This is a genomic window from Streptomyces sp. NPDC031225 (assembly GCF_055570355.1).
In genome coordinates this window covers 12,595-28,784 of sequence record NZ_JBVIHJ010000018.1, presented here as the reverse complement: position 1 = coordinate 28,784, position 16,190 = coordinate 12,595, and the positions used below count along the sequence as shown (strand labels likewise).

Annotated in this window: 16 protein-coding genes and 4 pseudogenes; 11 read left to right on the top strand and 9 right to left on the bottom strand. The window is 68.7% G+C overall.

What is annotated here, in order from left to right; translation table 11 throughout:
* Positions 1-300 precede the first annotated feature (300 nt).
* The 3 genes from ACZ48Z_RS28190 to ACZ48Z_RS28180 are packed head-to-tail and all read left to right on the top strand — an operon-like array spanning position 301 to position 3,030.
* Positions 301-1,038 (top strand): response regulator transcription factor, encoded by a 738-nt coding sequence (locus tag ACZ48Z_RS28190; protein WP_468738692.1) that lies wholly within the window; start codon positions 301-303, stop codon positions 1,036-1,038.
* Positions 1,028-2,827, top strand: coding sequence for a sensor histidine kinase (locus ACZ48Z_RS28185; RefSeq protein WP_468738691.1), 1,800 nt, complete (start codon positions 1,028-1,030; stop codon positions 2,825-2,827). Before ACZ48Z_RS28190 ends, ACZ48Z_RS28185 begins: the two co-directional genes overlap by 11 nt.
* 26 nt (positions 2,828-2,853) lie before the next feature.
* Positions 2,854-3,030, top strand: a complete 177-nt coding sequence (locus ACZ48Z_RS28180) for a hypothetical protein (RefSeq protein ID WP_468738690.1) — start codon at positions 2,854-2,856, stop codon at positions 3,028-3,030.
* 234 nt (positions 3,031-3,264) lie between these two features.
* Here the strand turns inward: ACZ48Z_RS28180 and ACZ48Z_RS28175 are convergent.
* A pseudogene (locus ACZ48Z_RS28175) lies at positions 3,265-3,423 on the bottom strand (relaxase domain-containing protein); the annotation flags it as partial.
* A gap of 552 nt (positions 3,424-3,975) precedes the next feature.
* Here ACZ48Z_RS28175 and ACZ48Z_RS28170 point away from each other — a divergent pair.
* A complete protein-coding gene (locus ACZ48Z_RS28170; protein ID WP_468738689.1) occupies positions 3,976-4,962 on the top strand; it encodes a cellulase family glycosylhydrolase in 987 nt (328 codons plus the stop codon).
* Between the two features lie 123 nt (positions 4,963-5,085).
* On the opposite strand, the gene ACZ48Z_RS28165 is transcribed toward ACZ48Z_RS28170, so the two are convergent.
* From ACZ48Z_RS28165 to ACZ48Z_RS28155, 3 genes are all read right to left on the bottom strand, one after another.
* A complete protein-coding gene (locus ACZ48Z_RS28165) occupies positions 5,086-5,271 on the bottom strand; it encodes a hypothetical protein (RefSeq protein WP_468738688.1) in 186 nt (61 codons plus the stop codon).
* Between the two features lie 89 nt (positions 5,272-5,360).
* Positions 5,361-5,492 carry a hypothetical protein gene (locus tag ACZ48Z_RS28160; protein ID WP_468738687.1) on the bottom strand — a complete coding sequence of 44 codons (132 nt, stop codon included), beginning with the start codon at positions 5,490-5,492 and terminating at the stop codon, positions 5,361-5,363.
* 36 nt (positions 5,493-5,528) lie between these two features.
* Positions 5,529-5,726, bottom strand: coding sequence for a hypothetical protein (locus ACZ48Z_RS28155; protein ID WP_468738686.1), 198 nt, complete (start codon positions 5,724-5,726; stop codon positions 5,529-5,531).
* A 20-nt stretch (positions 5,727-5,746) separates the two neighbouring features.
* On the opposite strand from ACZ48Z_RS28155, the pseudogene ACZ48Z_RS28150 reads away from it, so the two are divergent.
* A pseudogene (locus ACZ48Z_RS28150) lies at positions 5,747-5,839 on the top strand (IS5/IS1182 family transposase); the annotation flags it as partial.
* Between the two features lie 77 nt (positions 5,840-5,916).
* On the opposite strand, the gene ACZ48Z_RS28145 reads toward ACZ48Z_RS28150, so the two are convergent.
* Positions 5,917-6,786, bottom strand: a complete 870-nt coding sequence (locus ACZ48Z_RS28145; protein WP_468738685.1) for an alpha/beta fold hydrolase — start codon at positions 6,784-6,786, stop codon at positions 5,917-5,919.
* Positions 6,787-6,871: 85 nt separating this feature from the next.
* On the opposite strand from ACZ48Z_RS28145, the gene ACZ48Z_RS28140 reads away from it, so the two are divergent.
* From ACZ48Z_RS28140 to ACZ48Z_RS28125, 4 genes and pseudogenes are all read left to right on the top strand, one after another.
* A complete protein-coding gene (locus ACZ48Z_RS28140) occupies positions 6,872-7,372 on the top strand; it encodes a MarR family winged helix-turn-helix transcriptional regulator (protein WP_468738827.1) in 501 nt (166 codons plus the stop codon).
* 247 nt (positions 7,373-7,619) lie between these two features.
* Positions 7,620-8,471 carry a MerR family transcriptional regulator gene (locus tag ACZ48Z_RS28135; RefSeq protein WP_468738684.1) on the top strand — a complete coding sequence of 284 codons (852 nt, stop codon included), beginning with the start codon at positions 7,620-7,622 and terminating at the stop codon, positions 8,469-8,471.
* 56 nt (positions 8,472-8,527) lie between these two features.
* On the top strand, positions 8,528-9,262 hold the full coding sequence (locus tag ACZ48Z_RS28130) for a hypothetical protein (protein ID WP_468738683.1): 735 nt from the start codon (positions 8,528-8,530) through the stop codon (positions 9,260-9,262).
* Positions 9,263-9,530: 268 nt separating this feature from the next.
* Positions 9,531-10,318, top strand: a pseudogene (locus tag ACZ48Z_RS28125) (IS701 family transposase); the annotation flags it as partial.
* A gap of 91 nt (positions 10,319-10,409) precedes the next feature.
* Here ACZ48Z_RS28125 and ACZ48Z_RS28120 read toward each other — a convergent pair.
* From ACZ48Z_RS28120 to ACZ48Z_RS28105, 4 genes are all read right to left on the bottom strand, one after another.
* Entirely contained in the window at positions 10,410-10,787 is a 378-nt protein-coding gene (locus tag ACZ48Z_RS28120) for a Fic family protein (RefSeq protein ID WP_468738682.1), read from the bottom strand.
* Positions 10,788-11,034: 247 nt separating this feature from the next.
* Positions 11,035-11,769, bottom strand: a complete 735-nt coding sequence (locus tag ACZ48Z_RS28115; protein WP_468738681.1) for a hypothetical protein — start codon at positions 11,767-11,769, stop codon at positions 11,035-11,037.
* A 223-nt stretch (positions 11,770-11,992) separates the two neighbouring features.
* Positions 11,993-13,522, bottom strand: coding sequence for an ISKra4 family transposase (locus tag ACZ48Z_RS28110; protein WP_468738680.1), 1,530 nt, complete (start codon positions 13,520-13,522; stop codon positions 11,993-11,995).
* Between the two features lie 67 nt (positions 13,523-13,589).
* Complete coding sequence (locus tag ACZ48Z_RS28105) at positions 13,590-14,114, bottom strand: hypothetical protein (protein WP_468738679.1); 525 nt, start codon at positions 14,112-14,114, stop codon at positions 13,590-13,592.
* A 180-nt stretch (positions 14,115-14,294) separates the two neighbouring features.
* Here ACZ48Z_RS28105 and ACZ48Z_RS28100 point away from each other — a divergent pair, with 180 nt between their 5' ends.
* Both ACZ48Z_RS28100 and ACZ48Z_RS28095 read left to right on the top strand, forming a co-directional pair.
* On the top strand, positions 14,295-15,377 hold the full coding sequence (locus tag ACZ48Z_RS28100; protein WP_468738678.1) for a terpene synthase family protein: 1,083 nt from the start codon (positions 14,295-14,297) through the stop codon (positions 15,375-15,377).
* Positions 15,378-15,429: 52 nt separating this feature from the next.
* Positions 15,430-15,639 (top strand): annotated as a pseudogene (locus tag ACZ48Z_RS28095) (IS701 family transposase); the annotation flags it as partial.
* Positions 15,640-16,190 lie beyond the last annotated feature (551 nt).

Sequence of the window (16,190 nt, the reverse complement as noted above, 5' to 3'; positions counted from 1 at the left end):
TTCCCCCCCCGTCGTTTTTTGCCCCCCCCCCCCTCCCTCCCCTCCCCCCCCCCCCCCCCCCCCCCCCCCCCCCCCCCCCCCCCCCCCCCCCCCCCCCCCAGCACAGGGGCCGTCCGGCGGCGATCGAGGACGAACCGGCTACCGGACGGGCCCGGGACACGTCTGCGGCCACAGCATCAAGGCCTCGCCGGTCATTGATGTTCGGCATGGCGGCCACCATGGCCGAGCGATATGAGGATCTTGTCAGGCTGCCATCAAAAACCTGTCTGAATCGCACCGCCCCGCCCTATGGTCGGCAGCATGTGCGCACATGTCCTGGTGGCCGAGGACGACGTCAGACAGGCCACGGTGATCCGGCGCTATCTGGAACGCGAGGGCCACACCGCCCTTGTGGTGCACGACGGACGTGCCGCGATCGACGAGGCCCGCCGCCGACCGCCCGATCTGCTCGTCCTCGACGTGATGATGCCGGTGGTCGACGGCCTGGACGTCTGCCGCATTCTGCGGGGGGAGTCGTCCGGCCTCCCGGTGCTGATGCTGACCGCCCGCACCACCGAGGAGGACCTGCTGCTCGGCCTCGACCTCGGCGCCGACGACTACATGACCAAGCCCTACAGCCCCCGTGAGCTGATGGCCCGTATCCGCACCCTGCTGAGGCGCAGCCGGCGTACCGGCGGCGGCGCCGCCGTCCCGGACGACCGCCGGCCGACCGACCCGGTCCTGCGGGCCGGTGCCCTCTCGGTGGATCCGGTCCGGCACACCGTCCACCTCGGCGGGCGGCAGGTGGAATGCACCCCCGGGGAGTTCGAGGTCCTGGCGGCCATGGCCGCCGAGCCCGAACGGGTCTTCACCCGGCGGCAGTTGCTGACCCGGACCCGCGGATCCGACCGCTTCATCACCGAGCGCTCCATCGACGTGCACATCCTGAACCTGCGCAAGAAGCTCGAAGCCGACCCGAAGCAGCCGGTCCTCCTGCTGACCGTCTTCGGGGTCGGCTACAAGATGGCTGACGGCCCCGAAGGCCACCGTGCGCACTGAGCCCGCGGTGCACGTCGAGACCCCCGAGACCAGGGTGCCGCTGCGCAGGAGTCTGCTGGTCAGGCTGCTGGCTTCCTCGCTTCTCGTCGCCCTCTGCGCGATCACCGCCACCGCCTGGCTTGCGGTACGGACCACCACCAGCGCGATCCGCCAGGAACAGGGACAGGTCCTCTCCGACGACACGGACATCTACAAGACGCTCACCGACTACGCCGCCGTCCACCCGAGTTGGGACGGAGTCGCACCGACGATCCGCCACCTCGCCGACCGGACCGACCGGCGTATCACCCTCACCGCCCAGGACCACGGCCGCCGGACGATCGCGGACTCCGCGCCCGGCACATCGCCGCTGCCGGACCAGGCGTTCGCGGTCATCGACCCGCTCCAGGTCGACCCCGCGCTGTTCCCCGACGCCGGCGCCGACCGTATCGACCCCCGTGCCCTCGGCCCGTTCCGGCTTTCCGCCGCACAGCGCCAGGATCTCCTCGGCAGCGCCCACAAGCTCAGGGACTGCATGATCAAATACGGCTTCCCCGCCAAGGTCTCCGTTTCGCTCAGCGGTCACCCCAGGATCGAGACCGACGACGGCGCCAAGGAGGCCCACGCCCTGGGCAAGTGCGAATCCACGCTCCAGCTCGCACTCGCGACACCGGGCGAGCTGAAGGCTCTCGACAGCCTCAACAAGCTGATCAGGACCTGTCTGGCACATCAGGGCCTGCCTACCGTGGTGCTCGACCTCACGCTCTCCCACAAGCCGGGCAACGCCGACACCCAGGCCACGCAGAACTGTGTCAACTCCAGCCGCCGGGAACAGCTCGCCGCCTACGTCGCCCCGGCGGCACAGCTGTTCGTCAGCGCACCGGCCGGATCGGCGGTTCCGGGCTTCGACCTGTCGCAGGCCAACACCATCCGCATCATCGGGGTCGTCGCCCTCGTCCTCGTGCTCACCATCACCGTGACCGTGGTGATAGGCGTCCGCCTGGTCAGACCGCTGCGCGCGCTCACCAGCGCCGTACGGAACCCGGGCCGCCCGCAGCTCCGCGTCCCGGTGACCACCGGCGACGAGATCGGCCGCCTCACCACCGCCTTCAACGACCTCTCCGAGCACCGGGAACGCACCGAAGCGCAGCGCAAGGCCATGGTCAGCGACATCGCCCACGAACTGCGGACACCGCTCAGCACCATCCGCAGCTGGCTGGAAGCCACCCAGGACGGTGTGCTCACCCCGGACGACGACGTGACCTCGGTGCTGCTGGAGGAGACCCTGCTGCTCCAACACATCATCGACGACCTCCGGGACCTGGCGGCGGCCGAGGCCGGCACGCTCCATCTGCACCGTGAACTCCTGGACGCGGGCGACCTCCTGCACCACGTGGCCACCGCCCACGGCGGCCAGGCCCAGAGCGCGCGCATCACCCTGGACGTCCGCACCGACGGTGACACCGAGCTGTACGCGGACCCCATGCGGCTGCGCCAGGCCGTCGGCAACCTGGTGTCCAACGCCGTACGCCACACTCCCCCGGGCGGCAATGTCACCGTGCGGTCCCGCCGGACCGGAAACACCGTCCTGATCCAGGTCAGCGACACCGGTTCCGGCATCGGCCCGAAGGACCTGCCGCATGTCTTCGACCGGTTCTGGCGCGCCGAGAAGTCCCGCAACCGGCACACCGGCGGCAGCGGCCTCGGCCTCTCCATCGCCCGCCGGTTCACCGAGGCCCACGGCGGCAGCCTCAGCGTCACCAGCTCCCCCGGAACCGAGACGGTCTTCACCGTCCAACTGCCCGTCTGACCACGGCAGTTCAGGGCGTCCGTACGGTGCGTACGCCTGGTACCCCGGGCTCGGTCCACGCGGTCCCGACGTCGGCCAGGGGCACCGGCATCTTCCCCACCACCCACCCTGACACCTGGTCCAACGCCGACACCGTCATCGAGTCCGCTGACGTCTTCGCCAAGCCCGACGGCACCACCCGGTCCAAGCGCTTCTCCAACTGACCGGGCGACGGCCCGGCGTGACGGTGCGCGGCTCGGAGGCCGGCGCCAGCGCCTCGCACGCCTCAGCCATGACGACTTCGTTGTGGAGCGCGGACGCGGCGACGGCCGACTCCAACAGGGCCATGGAGTGAACCGCACCCCCGACACCGTCCTTCGGGCGCAGGCCCTCGAAGGAAGGAGGTGATCGTGGAGCAGCGGCATGCCGGAGCGGGTCTCGTAGTGGCGGAAGCGGGCGGCGACCAGGCCGGGCGCGGGGCGAATGCGGTGGACGCCCTGCGTGCCGTAGCGGATGACGGCACTGTCGTCCTCAATCCACGCGAGGACGATGGCGATGGCCCGCTCGTGGGCGGCCTCGATCGCCTTCCGTATCTCCTCATCCCCGAGAGCCCACACAAGTTGCAGCAGAGGTAGCCCGGGAGCTGTTCGCCGCCCGGGATGCCGGCGCGGGCGAGCAGCAGCAGACGGTGATCGCCGCCCGCAACGCAGCGATAGCCCTCGTCAGTCCCCAGGTCGTGCTCGGGGAACCTCAGGTGCGTCTGGAGGTGGTCGCCGATGCGCAGGGTGCCGGCGGGTTTGGTGAAGGAGGCCGCCCGGCGGAGCGGCGGCGTGCCGGCCTTCGTGGAGGCGACGCCGACCGGCCCTGCGAGGTCGCCGCGATCCCCGTGGACTTCTTGCGGGACCTGGGCGCCGATGAACACCGGCTTGCCGGCCGGCCGGGTCGGGTGTGCGGCGCCCCAGGCATGGCGTTCGGGGTCCACGCCGGTGAACACCCATTGGTCGCCCGCCGCAACCCGCCGCTGTCACACAGGATTCGGATCCTGACAGGCTCTTGACACTGAATCCATGGAGGATCAGCATTCAGAAACCTCCCCGTCTTCAACTCGGTAGCCCCACGTCAGGACGGGTGTTTACGTAAACATCGAGCAATCGAACAATGGAGTTCGTGTGAATCGCCTCCGCTCCCGCACCCGCCTGCGCGCCTTCCTGATCGCAGCACTCCTCGCGCCACTGCTGACGGTTTCCCATGGCGCATCTGCCGCCACCAACTCCTTCCGCGGGGTCAACTGGGCGGACAGCCGCGACAATTACGTGGACGGCTGGGTGATCCCGACCGGCCTCACGGCCGGGGACAGCTACGACAGCGTCCGCTCCAAGGCCGACGGCATCATCAGCGGCTTCCAGCAGCAGCTCGGCGCGAACACCGTGCGGCTGCCGATCAACCCGCAGAGCGTCAACTCGGACTGGTGGGCGCGGTACAAGGGCGCCGCCGATTCGGCCCTGTCCCACGGCATGAAGGTCATCTTCGGCTACTGGGAAGCGAACAAGGACGGCAAAGTCGATGACATGAACGCATGGAACACCATGTGGGACAAGGTCATCAGCGACTACGGCAGCAACGGCAACGTCTACTTCGAACCGATGAACGAGCCGTTCGGTTACAGCCTGAACGACTGGGTGTCGCTCTGCTCGTCGTGGCTGTCCCGGCATTCGAGCACCCCCCGCGGGCGGGTCCTCATCAGCGGCACCGGTTACAACGACAACGTCACGGGTGTCGGAGCGGCGAGCGCCCTGAACGGCACGCTGCTGTCGCTGCACTTCTACGGATACTGGGCCTCGGACACGACCCGCTCGGCGTGGACCACCAACCTGAGCAACCGGCTCGGCTCGTACTCGTCCCGCACCATCATCGACGAGGCCGGTGCCCCGATGACGACCGGGCTGAACTACTACGGCGGGAACCAGGACGGCAATACCTTCACCGCGTACTTCGCCGCCACCACGGACCTGACGAGGTCCCGTCAGATGGGCGTCGTCTACTGGCCCGGCCTGCGCTCGGGCGACACCTATTCGATCACCCGGCAGAGCGGCAGCGGACTGGCGGTGAACAACTCCTCGGGTGTGGCACAACTACGTTGGGGCTGGGGCCTGTAACCGGACAGACGGCGTAGGGGGCTTTCCCCCCGTCTCGACGTTCTTCGCCACGACCGTGCGCTCCGACGGCTGCCCACACCCGGCAGCCGTCGGAGCCGTCGGAGCCGCAACTTCCTTCTGGTACTACCAGCGCAGCACGGCGGGCGTCTCCCGCCCCGGCTCGGCGACCCGCATCGCCGCCGCGGCGTCCCGCTCGCGCAGCGAACCGTCGGCGTCCGGACAGGCGCGCCCGCAGCCGCAGCCGCAGCGAGAAGGGCACCCGCTGGGGCGGACGAGAGAGGAGGGCGGCTGACCTTCACTGACGTTCAACGTCGCGCAGTCCGCGACTTCAGGTCGGACAGCACCGCCCGGAAACGCTCCAGGGCCGCGGTCGTGTCGGGCTCTGCGCAATTTCAAGGTCAAGATGGCAAACGACCCATGCCGCTGCCCGCACTGGTGACCTCGCCGTCGAGCTCGAACGCCGTCTCCAGAGCCTCCTGGACGTCGTCGCGATCGATCGGCAGCTCCACGAAGACGATCTCGACGAACACTCCGGTCCTCCCTCTGAACCCGGCGAACCACAGCGGTCAGAGCACCTGACTGCTCGCCGGTCGACCGTTCGCCGGCGTCTCGGTTCGCCAACCGAGGAGGATCGTGCGAAGCGCCTGTTCGGCGAGGTGGCGGGCGCGATCGCTGCCGACACTGCCGAGGTAACTGAGCGACGCGATGCCGTACAGCGTGCCCCAGAGGATCTCGCAAGCCTGGTCGAAATCGGCCAGGACCACGTCATGTGCAGCCGACCCGCTTTGACTTCGCGGACACCGTCATCACCGTGCGTAGCCTCATCCGCCAAGCCTGGACCACCCACCGCTGGGAGGGACGCCCCAAGCACTCACCGTGCACGACCACCTACCTTCACCCAGTGTGGATCGAGCTGCTGAACGGCCTCGGCGCAGTCCGCTCCGCTTTATTTCCTCAAACCGCGCCCGGGTCGGCTTGCTTCTCCTGGTTGTCTGCCAGGAAGTCGGTGATCCGGTGGTTCGTCTCGGTGGGCATGGCGGTGGGCATAGCGAAGTGGGTGAGTTCGGCGAGGATCTCGATCCGGGCGTCCGGTACGGCTTTGCGGGCGCAGGCTGCGACTTTGGCGGCGTCATGGGCGTCGCTGCGGCCGGCGAGGAGAACCAGGAGCGGAACGCTCAGTGCCGCGGGGTCCGGGCGGCGGCCGACGACCAGTTTCCGGTTCGCGAAGCCCGAGACCGCCAAGGCATAGAGCCGCTTCCAGCCCAGGTCGGTGTCGGTCCCTGCGGTCTCGCGGTCCAGGTAGGCGTGTGCGCGGGCTCGCGTCGGGCGGAGCAGTATCGGCAGTGAGCGCAGCAGGAAACCCGGGCGGAAGTTGGCGAAGCACTGGGTCGGGTCGAGCAGTACCAGCCGATCGACCCGCCGCGCGGCGTGCAGGGCATAGGTCAGGGCGATCCAGCCGCCGTAGGAGTGGCCCAGCAGGTGCGTGCGGGACACGGTGAGGCCGTCGAGCAGCGCGTCCAACCAGGCCATCAGGTCGGTGGTTGTGCGCAGCGGGCGCCCGCCGGGGACGCTGTGTCCCGCATCGCCCAGGACGTCGACGGCCAGCACCCGGTGGTGCGTGCCAAGAGCTGAGGCATTGGCGAACCAGACCGCGCCGGTGGAACCGCCGCCGTGCAGAAGGAGAACTGGAGTGGCGTCAGCGGGGCCGTAGGCGTGGACACGGGTGGTCCCGTACGGGGTGGGGATGTCGATCTCGGCGGTACCGGTGGGCCAGCGGGCGAGCAGTGCGTCGTAAGCCGCGAAGAACTCTTGGGATGAGGACACGGTGACCCCCCGGGGAATCGTCTCGTTGACCAAGTATCTCGCTTGGCGAGATAGTAGCCCGGTGAGTGACGACATCAACCCTGCGATGCGGCTGGTCCATCTACTGCGCGCAGTGACCGTGGAACTCGATCTGCGCGGCGCCGAGTTCGCTGCGCGAAACGGTCTGCACCCGACCGATCTGCGAGCCCTCATCCATCTGCTTGACGCCGATCGGGCGGGTACCGACGTCACCCCGGGACGACTCGGTGCGGCGCTACGGCTCAACTCGGCCGGCACCACTGCCCTGCTGGACCGGCTGGAGCGCCTGGGGCTCGTCCGCCGCAGGCGCGATGAAAACGACCGACGACGCGTCGTGCTGACGGTGGAGCAGAAAGCCGTGGAACTGGGTCGGTCCTTCTTCGGCCCGCTCATCGCCAACCTGGTCGAGGCGGCCGAGGGCTTCACCCCGGGCGAACTGGACATCATTCACCGCTACCTGACCGCCGCCCTTGGAGCAGCCGCTCCCGGCTACGACGCGTCGACGCCCGCGACCACCGCCGAGATGCCACCACCACAGCCGTTCCCACAGCGGTTCGGTCAGCCATGATGGCAGCGCAGGCACAGAATCTCCGGTGGTCACAGCGCGTCGCAACTCCATGATCACGGAACCGTGCCTGTCCCTGTCTGCCGACCGCCTGTCTGCGCGACCTCTAAGGACTCCAAACAGAATGAGGCGAAGGCATGGCTTGCCGTCGGACTTGCCGATCTCGCACCGGTCCGAGTGGATAGCCACATTTTCATCGTTGTGAGTGCCCGTTTGAGGTTCCCGCGGGGCAAGGTTCTAGGTTCAGGGGATGGTGAATGGACCTGAGCTGATCACGGTCGGTCAACTGGCACGCCGTGTCGGCCTGACCGCGAAGGCGCTGCGGCACTACGACCGGGTGGGACTGCTGGCGCCTGCCGTCGTCGACCCCGATACCGGCTACCGGCTCTACGGCGCCGAGCAGGTCGCGCCCGCGCGGCTGGTGCGGCTCCTGCGCTCGGTCGACGTCCCTCTGGAGCAAGTGCGTGCGTGCCTGGCCAAGCCGGACGACGAGACCGCGATCCAGCAGGTCCTGATCCAGCACCGGCGACGGCTCCAGGCACGCCTGGACCGGGTCCGGGGCGACCTCCACCGAACAGACCATCTGATCGAGGACGGAGTCACAGCAGCGATGACCGACCAGGACACGCAGCAGAGGACCGAGGGCGCCGCAGGCGACGAGCGGCGGGTGGCCGTGGACCTGTTCAACGGGGTGTGGCGGTTGCTGGAGCAGGAGGACCGCAGCGTCGAGGACGACGACCGGATGCTGCACATGGCGCACGCCTCGCGCCACCACTGGGGCCAGGTGGGCGCCCCGGTGAATCTCAGCCGCGGCGAATGGCAGTGCTCACGCGTCTACTGCGTGCTGGGCCGGGCCGAGCCCGCCCTGCACCACGCCCGGCGCGGCCTGGAGATCTGCCAGGCCCACGGCATCGGGGACTGGGACCTGGCCTACGCCTACGAGTCCCTGGCCCGCGCCCACGCGGTGGCCGGCGACAAGGACCAGGCCCGCACCTGGACCGAACAGGCCCTGGCCGCCGCCGAGGACATCGCCCAGGACGAGGACCGCGAACTGGTCCTCACCGACCTGGAGACCATCCCCGCCCAACCGCGCTTCTGGTAACCCGCCCGGCCACCAACCCGCCCGGACCCCCACACGTGACCTGGAGGAACATCGCCGTGACCGGCACCACCCCCGCCCTTCCCGCCCAGGCCGACCTGGGGCAGTTGCGCAACCAGGCCAAGGACCTGCGCCTGGCCGTCCAGGGCAGTAAGCCCGGCGCCGCCGAGCGCGCGGCCAAGGCCGGCCCGGTCGACCCGGTCCATTTCTCCATGCGCGACGCGCAGCATGTCATCGCCCGCGAACACGGCTTCGCCCGCTGGCAGGACGTGGTCTCCGCGTTCGGCAACCGCCAACCGCGCGAACGTGACCTGCACCGGTGGTTCGCCGTCGAGCTCAACAACGCGCTCGGGGACCTTCTCTTCGACCTCACCCCCGACACTTCGCGCGCCGAGCAGGACCGGGCCCTCTACCAGGCCTACGCGGCGTGCTATCACTGGCTGGAGGCGGGCGCCCCGGCCAACCACGGCCGCGGCGAATACACCATTGCCCAGACTGCCCTGGCCATCGGCCGCCCCCAGGTCGCCGCCCACCACGCCCCGCGCTACGCGGAGTTGATCGCCGAGCACCCGGACGACTTCACCGACTGGGACCGGGCCTTCGCCGCCGAGATCCGGGCCCGGACGGCCGCCGCCACCGGCACCCCGGACGCCAGGGAACTCAAAGCCCGCGCCCAGCGCCTCGCCGACCGGGTCGCCGACCCCGACGCGCGCGAAGTCGTGCAGGACCGCCTGGACCGCGGACCTTGGTTCACACTGGAAGGGCATCCCGACGCCATGGGCCCAACGGAATGACTATCCGTCAGTCTGCGTTCTCCTCGCCGATACGAGAGCCGCCAAGGGAACGCTCCTGAAACTACGTCACCCTCGGCTACGGCCACGACGACGCGTTCTGGCGTCCTTTCTGCCTCGCCTGCGCCGAGCCGGCTGCGACGACGTCCTGAGCATCGAGCACGAGGACGTTCCAGTGGCCCCCGTCGAGGGCGTCACCAAAACCGTCGACCTCCTAGTACTGCAACGGTCTTTGCCGTGACTGCTGGCCAGCCCGGTCGTTGGTGTGGTTATGGGTGGGGACCGTGCTGATGTCAGGTTGTGGGCGGGTGAACTGGGTGCTCTGCATGAGCGGTTCGTGCACCGGTTCAACCGGGAGGAGCCGCGTCAGTCGGCGCTGGCTTACATGCGTGGGCTGGTTGCGCCGCTGCAGCGCAAGGACGACTGGACGCTGGCGGAGGAGGCCGGGCACGCGGGGCCCGATCGCATCCACCGGCTGCTGAACCGGATCGAGCGGGACGCCGACGAGGTCCTGAACGACGTGCGCGACTACGTGGTGGAACACCTCGGAGACAGCGATGCCGTCCTGATCGTCGATGACACCGGGTTCCTGAAGAAGGGCATCCGTTCGGCGGTGGCTATGGCCAAGGCGATGGTCCGCCGGGCCATCGCCGACAAGATCCCGTTCGCCTGGGTCACGGCGGACGCCGCCTACGGCTACAGCAAGGGCTGGCGCTTCGAGCTCGAGCAGGCCGATGTCTTCCACGTCATGGCCACCACCCGGCATGACACCGTCGTCACCCGCTGGTCCATCGACCACGCCGTCCACGACCTGTTCCCCGGCCTGCCCCGGCCTGCCCCGGCCTGCCCCGGCAGAAATGGAAACGCCGTTCCTGCGGTGAAGGAGCCCATGGCCGGCGGATCTTCGACTGGGCACGCGTCGAAGTGCGGCCCTGGCACCGCGAGGACCGCCGACACTGGGTTCTTGCCCGCCGCAGCGTGAGCAGGCCCGAGGAGATCTCCTACTACATCGCCTACTGTCCCGCCGACACGACGCTGGACGAGCTGATCCGCATGTCGGCGTACACATGAACGTGCTCAGCCGGGTACGGATGTACGTGCTCACCTTCCGGTAGGACTGATCAGGAGAATCTGGAGGAAGGCTGCTGCCTCAGTGAGGGAACCTGGTGGCCCGTTGGCGGGTCGCGCGGATGAGGACGAAGACCAGGGCGGCCAGGTCTGCTGCCCCGGCGTCGTCGTCCGCGTAGCGCGTGGTCTGCAAGGGGCCGACCTGGTCCAGTCGGACTCCTTCCCACTCCAGGACGTAGGCGAGGGTGAGCATGGCAAGGCGGGCGTTGCCATCCGGGAAGGGGTGAAAGAATGCCACGTCGAGGTAGGCCCTGGCCGCGCGGGAGGCCAGGGGGACTCGCGGATCGGCGCTGTCGCGCAGACATTGCTCAAAGTCGCGCTGGGTGTGTGGTGTCAGGGCGTAGCGTTCCCGGCCGCCCTTGGCGAAGGCGTCGCCTCGTCGGAACCGGACCTCAGGCATGCCAAGGACCAACTGCTGCCATCCGGTCAGAAGCGTGCAGGTGAGAGGGCGCCTGTGGGAAGCGTCTGTGCGCGACTGAACCAGCGCCGCGAGCAGTCGGCGGCCTCGATCGGGGTCCGAGGAACGACTTCCTTCCCCGCACCAGGTGGTGAGGCCGTCCACGATGGGCTCGACCGGGGCCGGCACCTCACCGGCCGCGGAAGTCCAGTCGATCTGGTTCCTGACCTGGACCCAGGCGGCCAGGGCGTCAGCGCTCACGGTAGGGCTGCACTCCGGTCAGGTCTACGGCGAGATCCTCTCCCACTGCGTCGATGAGGGTCCGCGACGGCACGGTCCAGCTCTTGAACCGTCCACCGATCGCGGTGTCGACCGCGTTCTTCGCGTCTTCCGTCCCCATGCCCGTGGAAGAGAGGAACCACGTCAGCACCGTGTGGCAGAGGCCGTACCAGCCGCATTCGGCACCAGTACGGTCCATGACCACGGTCACGAGTCGGGTGGCCGCCCGTTCCAGGTGCCAGCTGTGATCCTCGGCATTCGCTCCGGCGGGCGGAGCCAACTGCTCGAACCGCTCCGCCAGCTCCTCCAGCCAGTCCCGCCACTCCAGCAGCGACGCGACCACTTTGGCGGCCGTTGCTGCGGGCCTACCTATGGAGTGGGAGTTGCAGCACCAGTGGGTGACGACACCGCCACCACCACCCTCGCCGACCGCCCAATGCCATCCGCAGGTCCACCGGCCGTATCGGGCGGCCAGGAGCGCCGTGACCTCGGTGGTGAAGCGATGTTTCTCTTCCCACCCGGCATCGTCAGGAGGCACCATCGAGGCGATCACCGTGGTGATCTCGGATGCCTCCGCTTCGTCCCAGGTGAAGGCGATGGGATCGGGATCGACGGCAGACCACGGCAGCCAGGCCGGAGCGAGCTCGTAGTTGATAGCCGTGGTGTTCCTCCAGAACCGGGCACGGTAGGACAACTCGGCGATCATGCCAAAAGCTCGTAGCCGCGTCACGCGAGTTTCTGACACGCCCGTCTACTGGCAGGCGCACGGTGCGACACTCCCTGGCCGTCTGCTCCGCCGATAAGGCACTCGACTGGGCACGTTCACTTGTACGTGGCTGAGCACTTTGAGGAGTAAGCCGACACCGCATCGCGGGCAGCCGCTGGGCAGTCGAGGAAGGGTGTAGCTCCGGCTCTGGGAAGTCCGTGGGTCAGGCCGTGAGTTGGTAGTTGTGCTGGTCCGGGGCGGGGTAGAGACGTTCGTGCTCCCGGGCGAGGTGGTAGTGCCAGTACTCCTGGAAGTCGTCGTTGTCGTTCAGGGCGCGGAGTTTGAGAATGGCTTCGGCGCCGTCAAGGCCCCACCGGGCGCCGGTGATGTCGAGACGGTCGCCGATCAGGTGGCGGCAGGCGCTCTCGATCGAGCCGGTGGCGATGGGCCAGCCGGCCGCGAGGGCGGTGTCGTAGCCGAGCTGGTCGAGGTGGCCGGTGAGGTAGCCGACGCAGGCGTCGGCGGCCTCGCGTTTGGCTCCGAGCAGGTGGGCCCGGTCGGCCTGGGCGGTGATCTCGGCTGCGGCGCGGGCGGCCTGGGCGTGCAGGAGCGTGGTCAGGTGGCCGGCGACCCACGCTTCGGCGTCGGTGGTGGCGGGCGAGTGGAAGGCGTGTGTTGCGGTCCAGACATAGTCGCTGACGTGCACGATGTCGAGCAGGACGTGTACTCGGCTGCGGCGCCGGTCGGCTTCCGCGTGGATCAGGTCAAGCTGGTGGCGGGCGCCGTCGACGAGCACGACGCAGGTGCGCAGGTGGCCGGGGTCGCGGGCCTCGGCCTGGTTGAAAGCGGCAGCGACGGTGTGCTCGGGCGGGTGGACGACTGAGCCGGTTAGCCACTTCGCGGAGGCTTTCGGCCCCGGCCGGGGGGTTCGTCTGCGGCTGCGGCCGTCCGCCGGGGCGAAGATGTCGTGCGGTCGGCGGGGGGCTGGATTGGCGTCGAAGACGCAGGCCAGAGTGGCCATCCGTTTGCGGTGCGGCTTCTCGCCCGGAGCCAGCCGGGTGCGCATCGTCCGCCGGGCGGCCCGGTGGGCCCTGAGGGTGGCGGGCCGCAGCGCCTCGGGCCTCATGACAATGCCCTTGCCGTCGAACTGCAGGACCAGGAGGGTGTCGGCAGTCGCCGGCAGCGGGATCTGACGCTGGTAGAAGGCGTCGATGTCCCGGGCCGCGGCAACGACCAGGTGTTCGGCCTGACGTTTGCCCAGCACCTTCCCGCACCGCCTCTCGATCGCCGCCTTGGCCTGGTCGTAGGAGCCGCGGACGGCCTCGGCGACCGCGAGGCGGCGCAGGCCGTGCGAATGCCGTCCGGCAGGCAGGGACAGGGCCCGGTCTGCGGGGTGGACGCTGGGCAGCCCCTTCTGCCGCCAGGCGCACCGCTCGACGGTGACCGTGCCGAACACGCAGGCCAGTTCGCGGTGATGGCCCGTCTCCCGATACGGACGCCTCTGCCCGTCCGCACCGGTCACCACCATGGCCGTCGGGCGGGGTTGTTCGCGTTCCCGGCGGGCCCGCAGGTCGAGATGACCCTGGAACAACAGCCGCAGCAGCTCACGGCCCCGCTCCTCGATCAGATCTTCCACCTCGTGATGCGCCAGCCGTACGGTCGCGGGGTCGGCCAAGTCGCCTTGCAGACAGCCGAAGGCGCTAACTGCGGCAGCGAACTCACCGATGGCATCAAAGGCGTCGTAGGGTTCCATCGCGATCTTCTTTCTGCGCTTTGTTCTGGTTGGCACCTACAAAGGTAGAAAGAAGAGCCTTTGTCATTCAGGGAGTTCGCCCTCCCGCCTCGGCGGTCCGGTGAGCGAGCGCGAACAGTCCGGGCTGGTCCTCTCTCAGCCAGCCCCGCTCCACCAGCCGTTTCAGCTTCCCCCGCGTCCCCTCGATCTTCGCCGTCACCGCCGGCAGTCCGATCCTCGGCACGATCTGCTTGGCCTGCATCGGAGTCGACGCGTCCGCCACCACCTCCACGATGTCGCGGTACACATCCGGCAGCGCATCCACCGGCAGTCCCTCCCGCCAGTGCGGCACCATGATCGCCCCGACCACCCGCACCGGTTGCTCCCCAGCCGCCGCCGACTCCACCGGGTGCTCTGCGACCGACGCCCCGTCCGAACCGGACATCTCCGCGACCACCTCGGCCACCGTCTCCCGCGTCACCCGCAACCGCGACCACGTCTCCCGCTCGGCCTCCAGCCGCGCCGTCAACTCCGCGATCTGCGACTCAAGCTCCTCCACCCGCACCCGGGCAGCCGCCTCCCGGGCCTCCAGCTCCTCGACCAACGAGCCCATCACAGTCGCCTCCTCCATCACCACGGTAGGAGGACGACGACCTGACGACAGCCCTGCTCGACAGACCGGCAGCTCAGCACCGCCCCGCGTCCGCCGGAGAGCTCCACTCGACTGGCCAGAGCATTGTTCGCTCGGTGGCCGGGTAGCCTTTCCAAGGCGGGTATCCATGGAAGGCGGTCTGTGGTGCAGACACCCGAGGGCGCAGCCCGGATTCCCGAATTCCATATCCCTCTCCCCTATGAATGCAATCCGTCGCTGGAGCAGGCGAGCCGCGCCATGTGGGAGTGGCTGGATCACTATGACCTGGTATCCACCGAGCGGGCACGGCAGAGAACCCGCCTCAGTCTGCCGGATCTGTCAGCGGCGATCACCTGGACGCGCGCGGACGCGGACCTGCTGACTCTGTATGCCAGTTGGCTCGGATGGGCGTTCCGGGTGGACGACCAGCTGGACGAGGACGACCGTTTCCGTCGGCTTCAGGCCCGGGAGGCCGCCATCGCCGATTTCTGCGCGATCCTGCACGGCGAACAGCCGTCGGTTCCTTCGGCTCTGACGGAAGCACTGAGCGACCTGTGCGCACGGACATCCCGGCTGGGGCCCCAACCGTGGCATGCGATGTTCGTCCACCACATCGAGCAGTTCTTCCACACCTACGTCCAAGAGGCCCGCCTGGACGGGCTCGGCCGTACCCCGAACCTGCGCCAGCACGTGGACCGGCGTGTCTACTCGGTGGGGATGCTGTGGATGTGGGACCTGGGCGAGACGAGCCTCATGCGGTTCCTTCCCGACAGCATCCGCAACAGTGACGCGCTGTTCCGCCTCCGGCGGGCCGCCGCGCTGCAGATCGCATTCGTCAACGACGTATTCGGCGCGGTACGCGACGAGTTCACCGGCTACCAGCACAACGCGGTCGGCCTGCTCCGGGCCCGCGACGAGCTTTCCTACCAGGAAGCCTTCGACACCGTCGGCGCCATGGCCGACGACCAGATGGCTGTGTTCCTGCGAGAGCGTGCCCTGTTCGAGGAGGACCTGACCCGGCGCGACTTGCCTGGCCACACCCGCGACGCTCTGCGGGAACACCTGGAACAAATCACCGTGTCCATCCGGGGCCAGCACTCGTGGCACGTCAGGGTGGAGACGCAGCGGTATGCGCTGGATGACCTTCTGCACGCCAGCCCCGAGGAACTCAGCAACTACCCCGACGACCTCCTGGCCCGCTATCAGAACGAACAACGCCCAAACCCTGACCCCTACCGAGCCTGACACACACTGCGGGAACAAGAGGCATGCCGGTCCCTCGAAAGGAGCCACACCCGTCGAGGAATGCTTCCAGACCGCCAAGCAGGAATGCGGCCTGGACGACTACCAGGTCCGCCGCTACCCCGGCTGACACCGCCACATGACCCTGGCCATGGCCGCCCACGCCTGCCTGACCGTCCTGCGGGCCCAACAGCTGGACACGGACAAAGCAGAAACGGATCCTCCCAGCTCATCCACCTCAGCCTCGCCGAAATCCGACGCCTGATAGCCCGCCTCGCCAACCGCCGACCAGCACCGGTTGACCAGATCCTGCACTGTTCAACCTGGCGCCGACGACGCCAGCACCAAGCCCGCATCAGCCACTACAAACGACGCGGACACAGCCCCTGAACTGCCCAGCACTCAGAACAAGCACCGTTGCAGTACTCGGTCGCGTCGCCCTGTGCGAACCCAGCTCCTACAAGCCCCAGGCGATCTGAGCCGGTTTCACCGGCCTGATTCCCGGTTGATCGTCTCGGGGTCGGGCAGGCCGTGTTGGGGCTGAGTTGCGGATTCGGGCATGGGTGGCCGCTGGTCTGCCCAGCTCTTCCACTTTGTCCACAGATCTCGGCCCTTTCGGGCAGGTCGGTCAGGGAGCGTCAGAGGGGCGGCGGTGCGTGCACCGTGCTGAACAGCTGGGTGAAGTCCTCGCTCCAGGGCCAACGTTCGGGCAGGTGAAGGGTGGGGCCGGCATCAAGCCGGTGGATCCGGGCTGAGTGGACGTCAAGCCCGATCGGCGTGGCCCCGCGCCCATGACCACCGCGTCGAAGTCCGTCG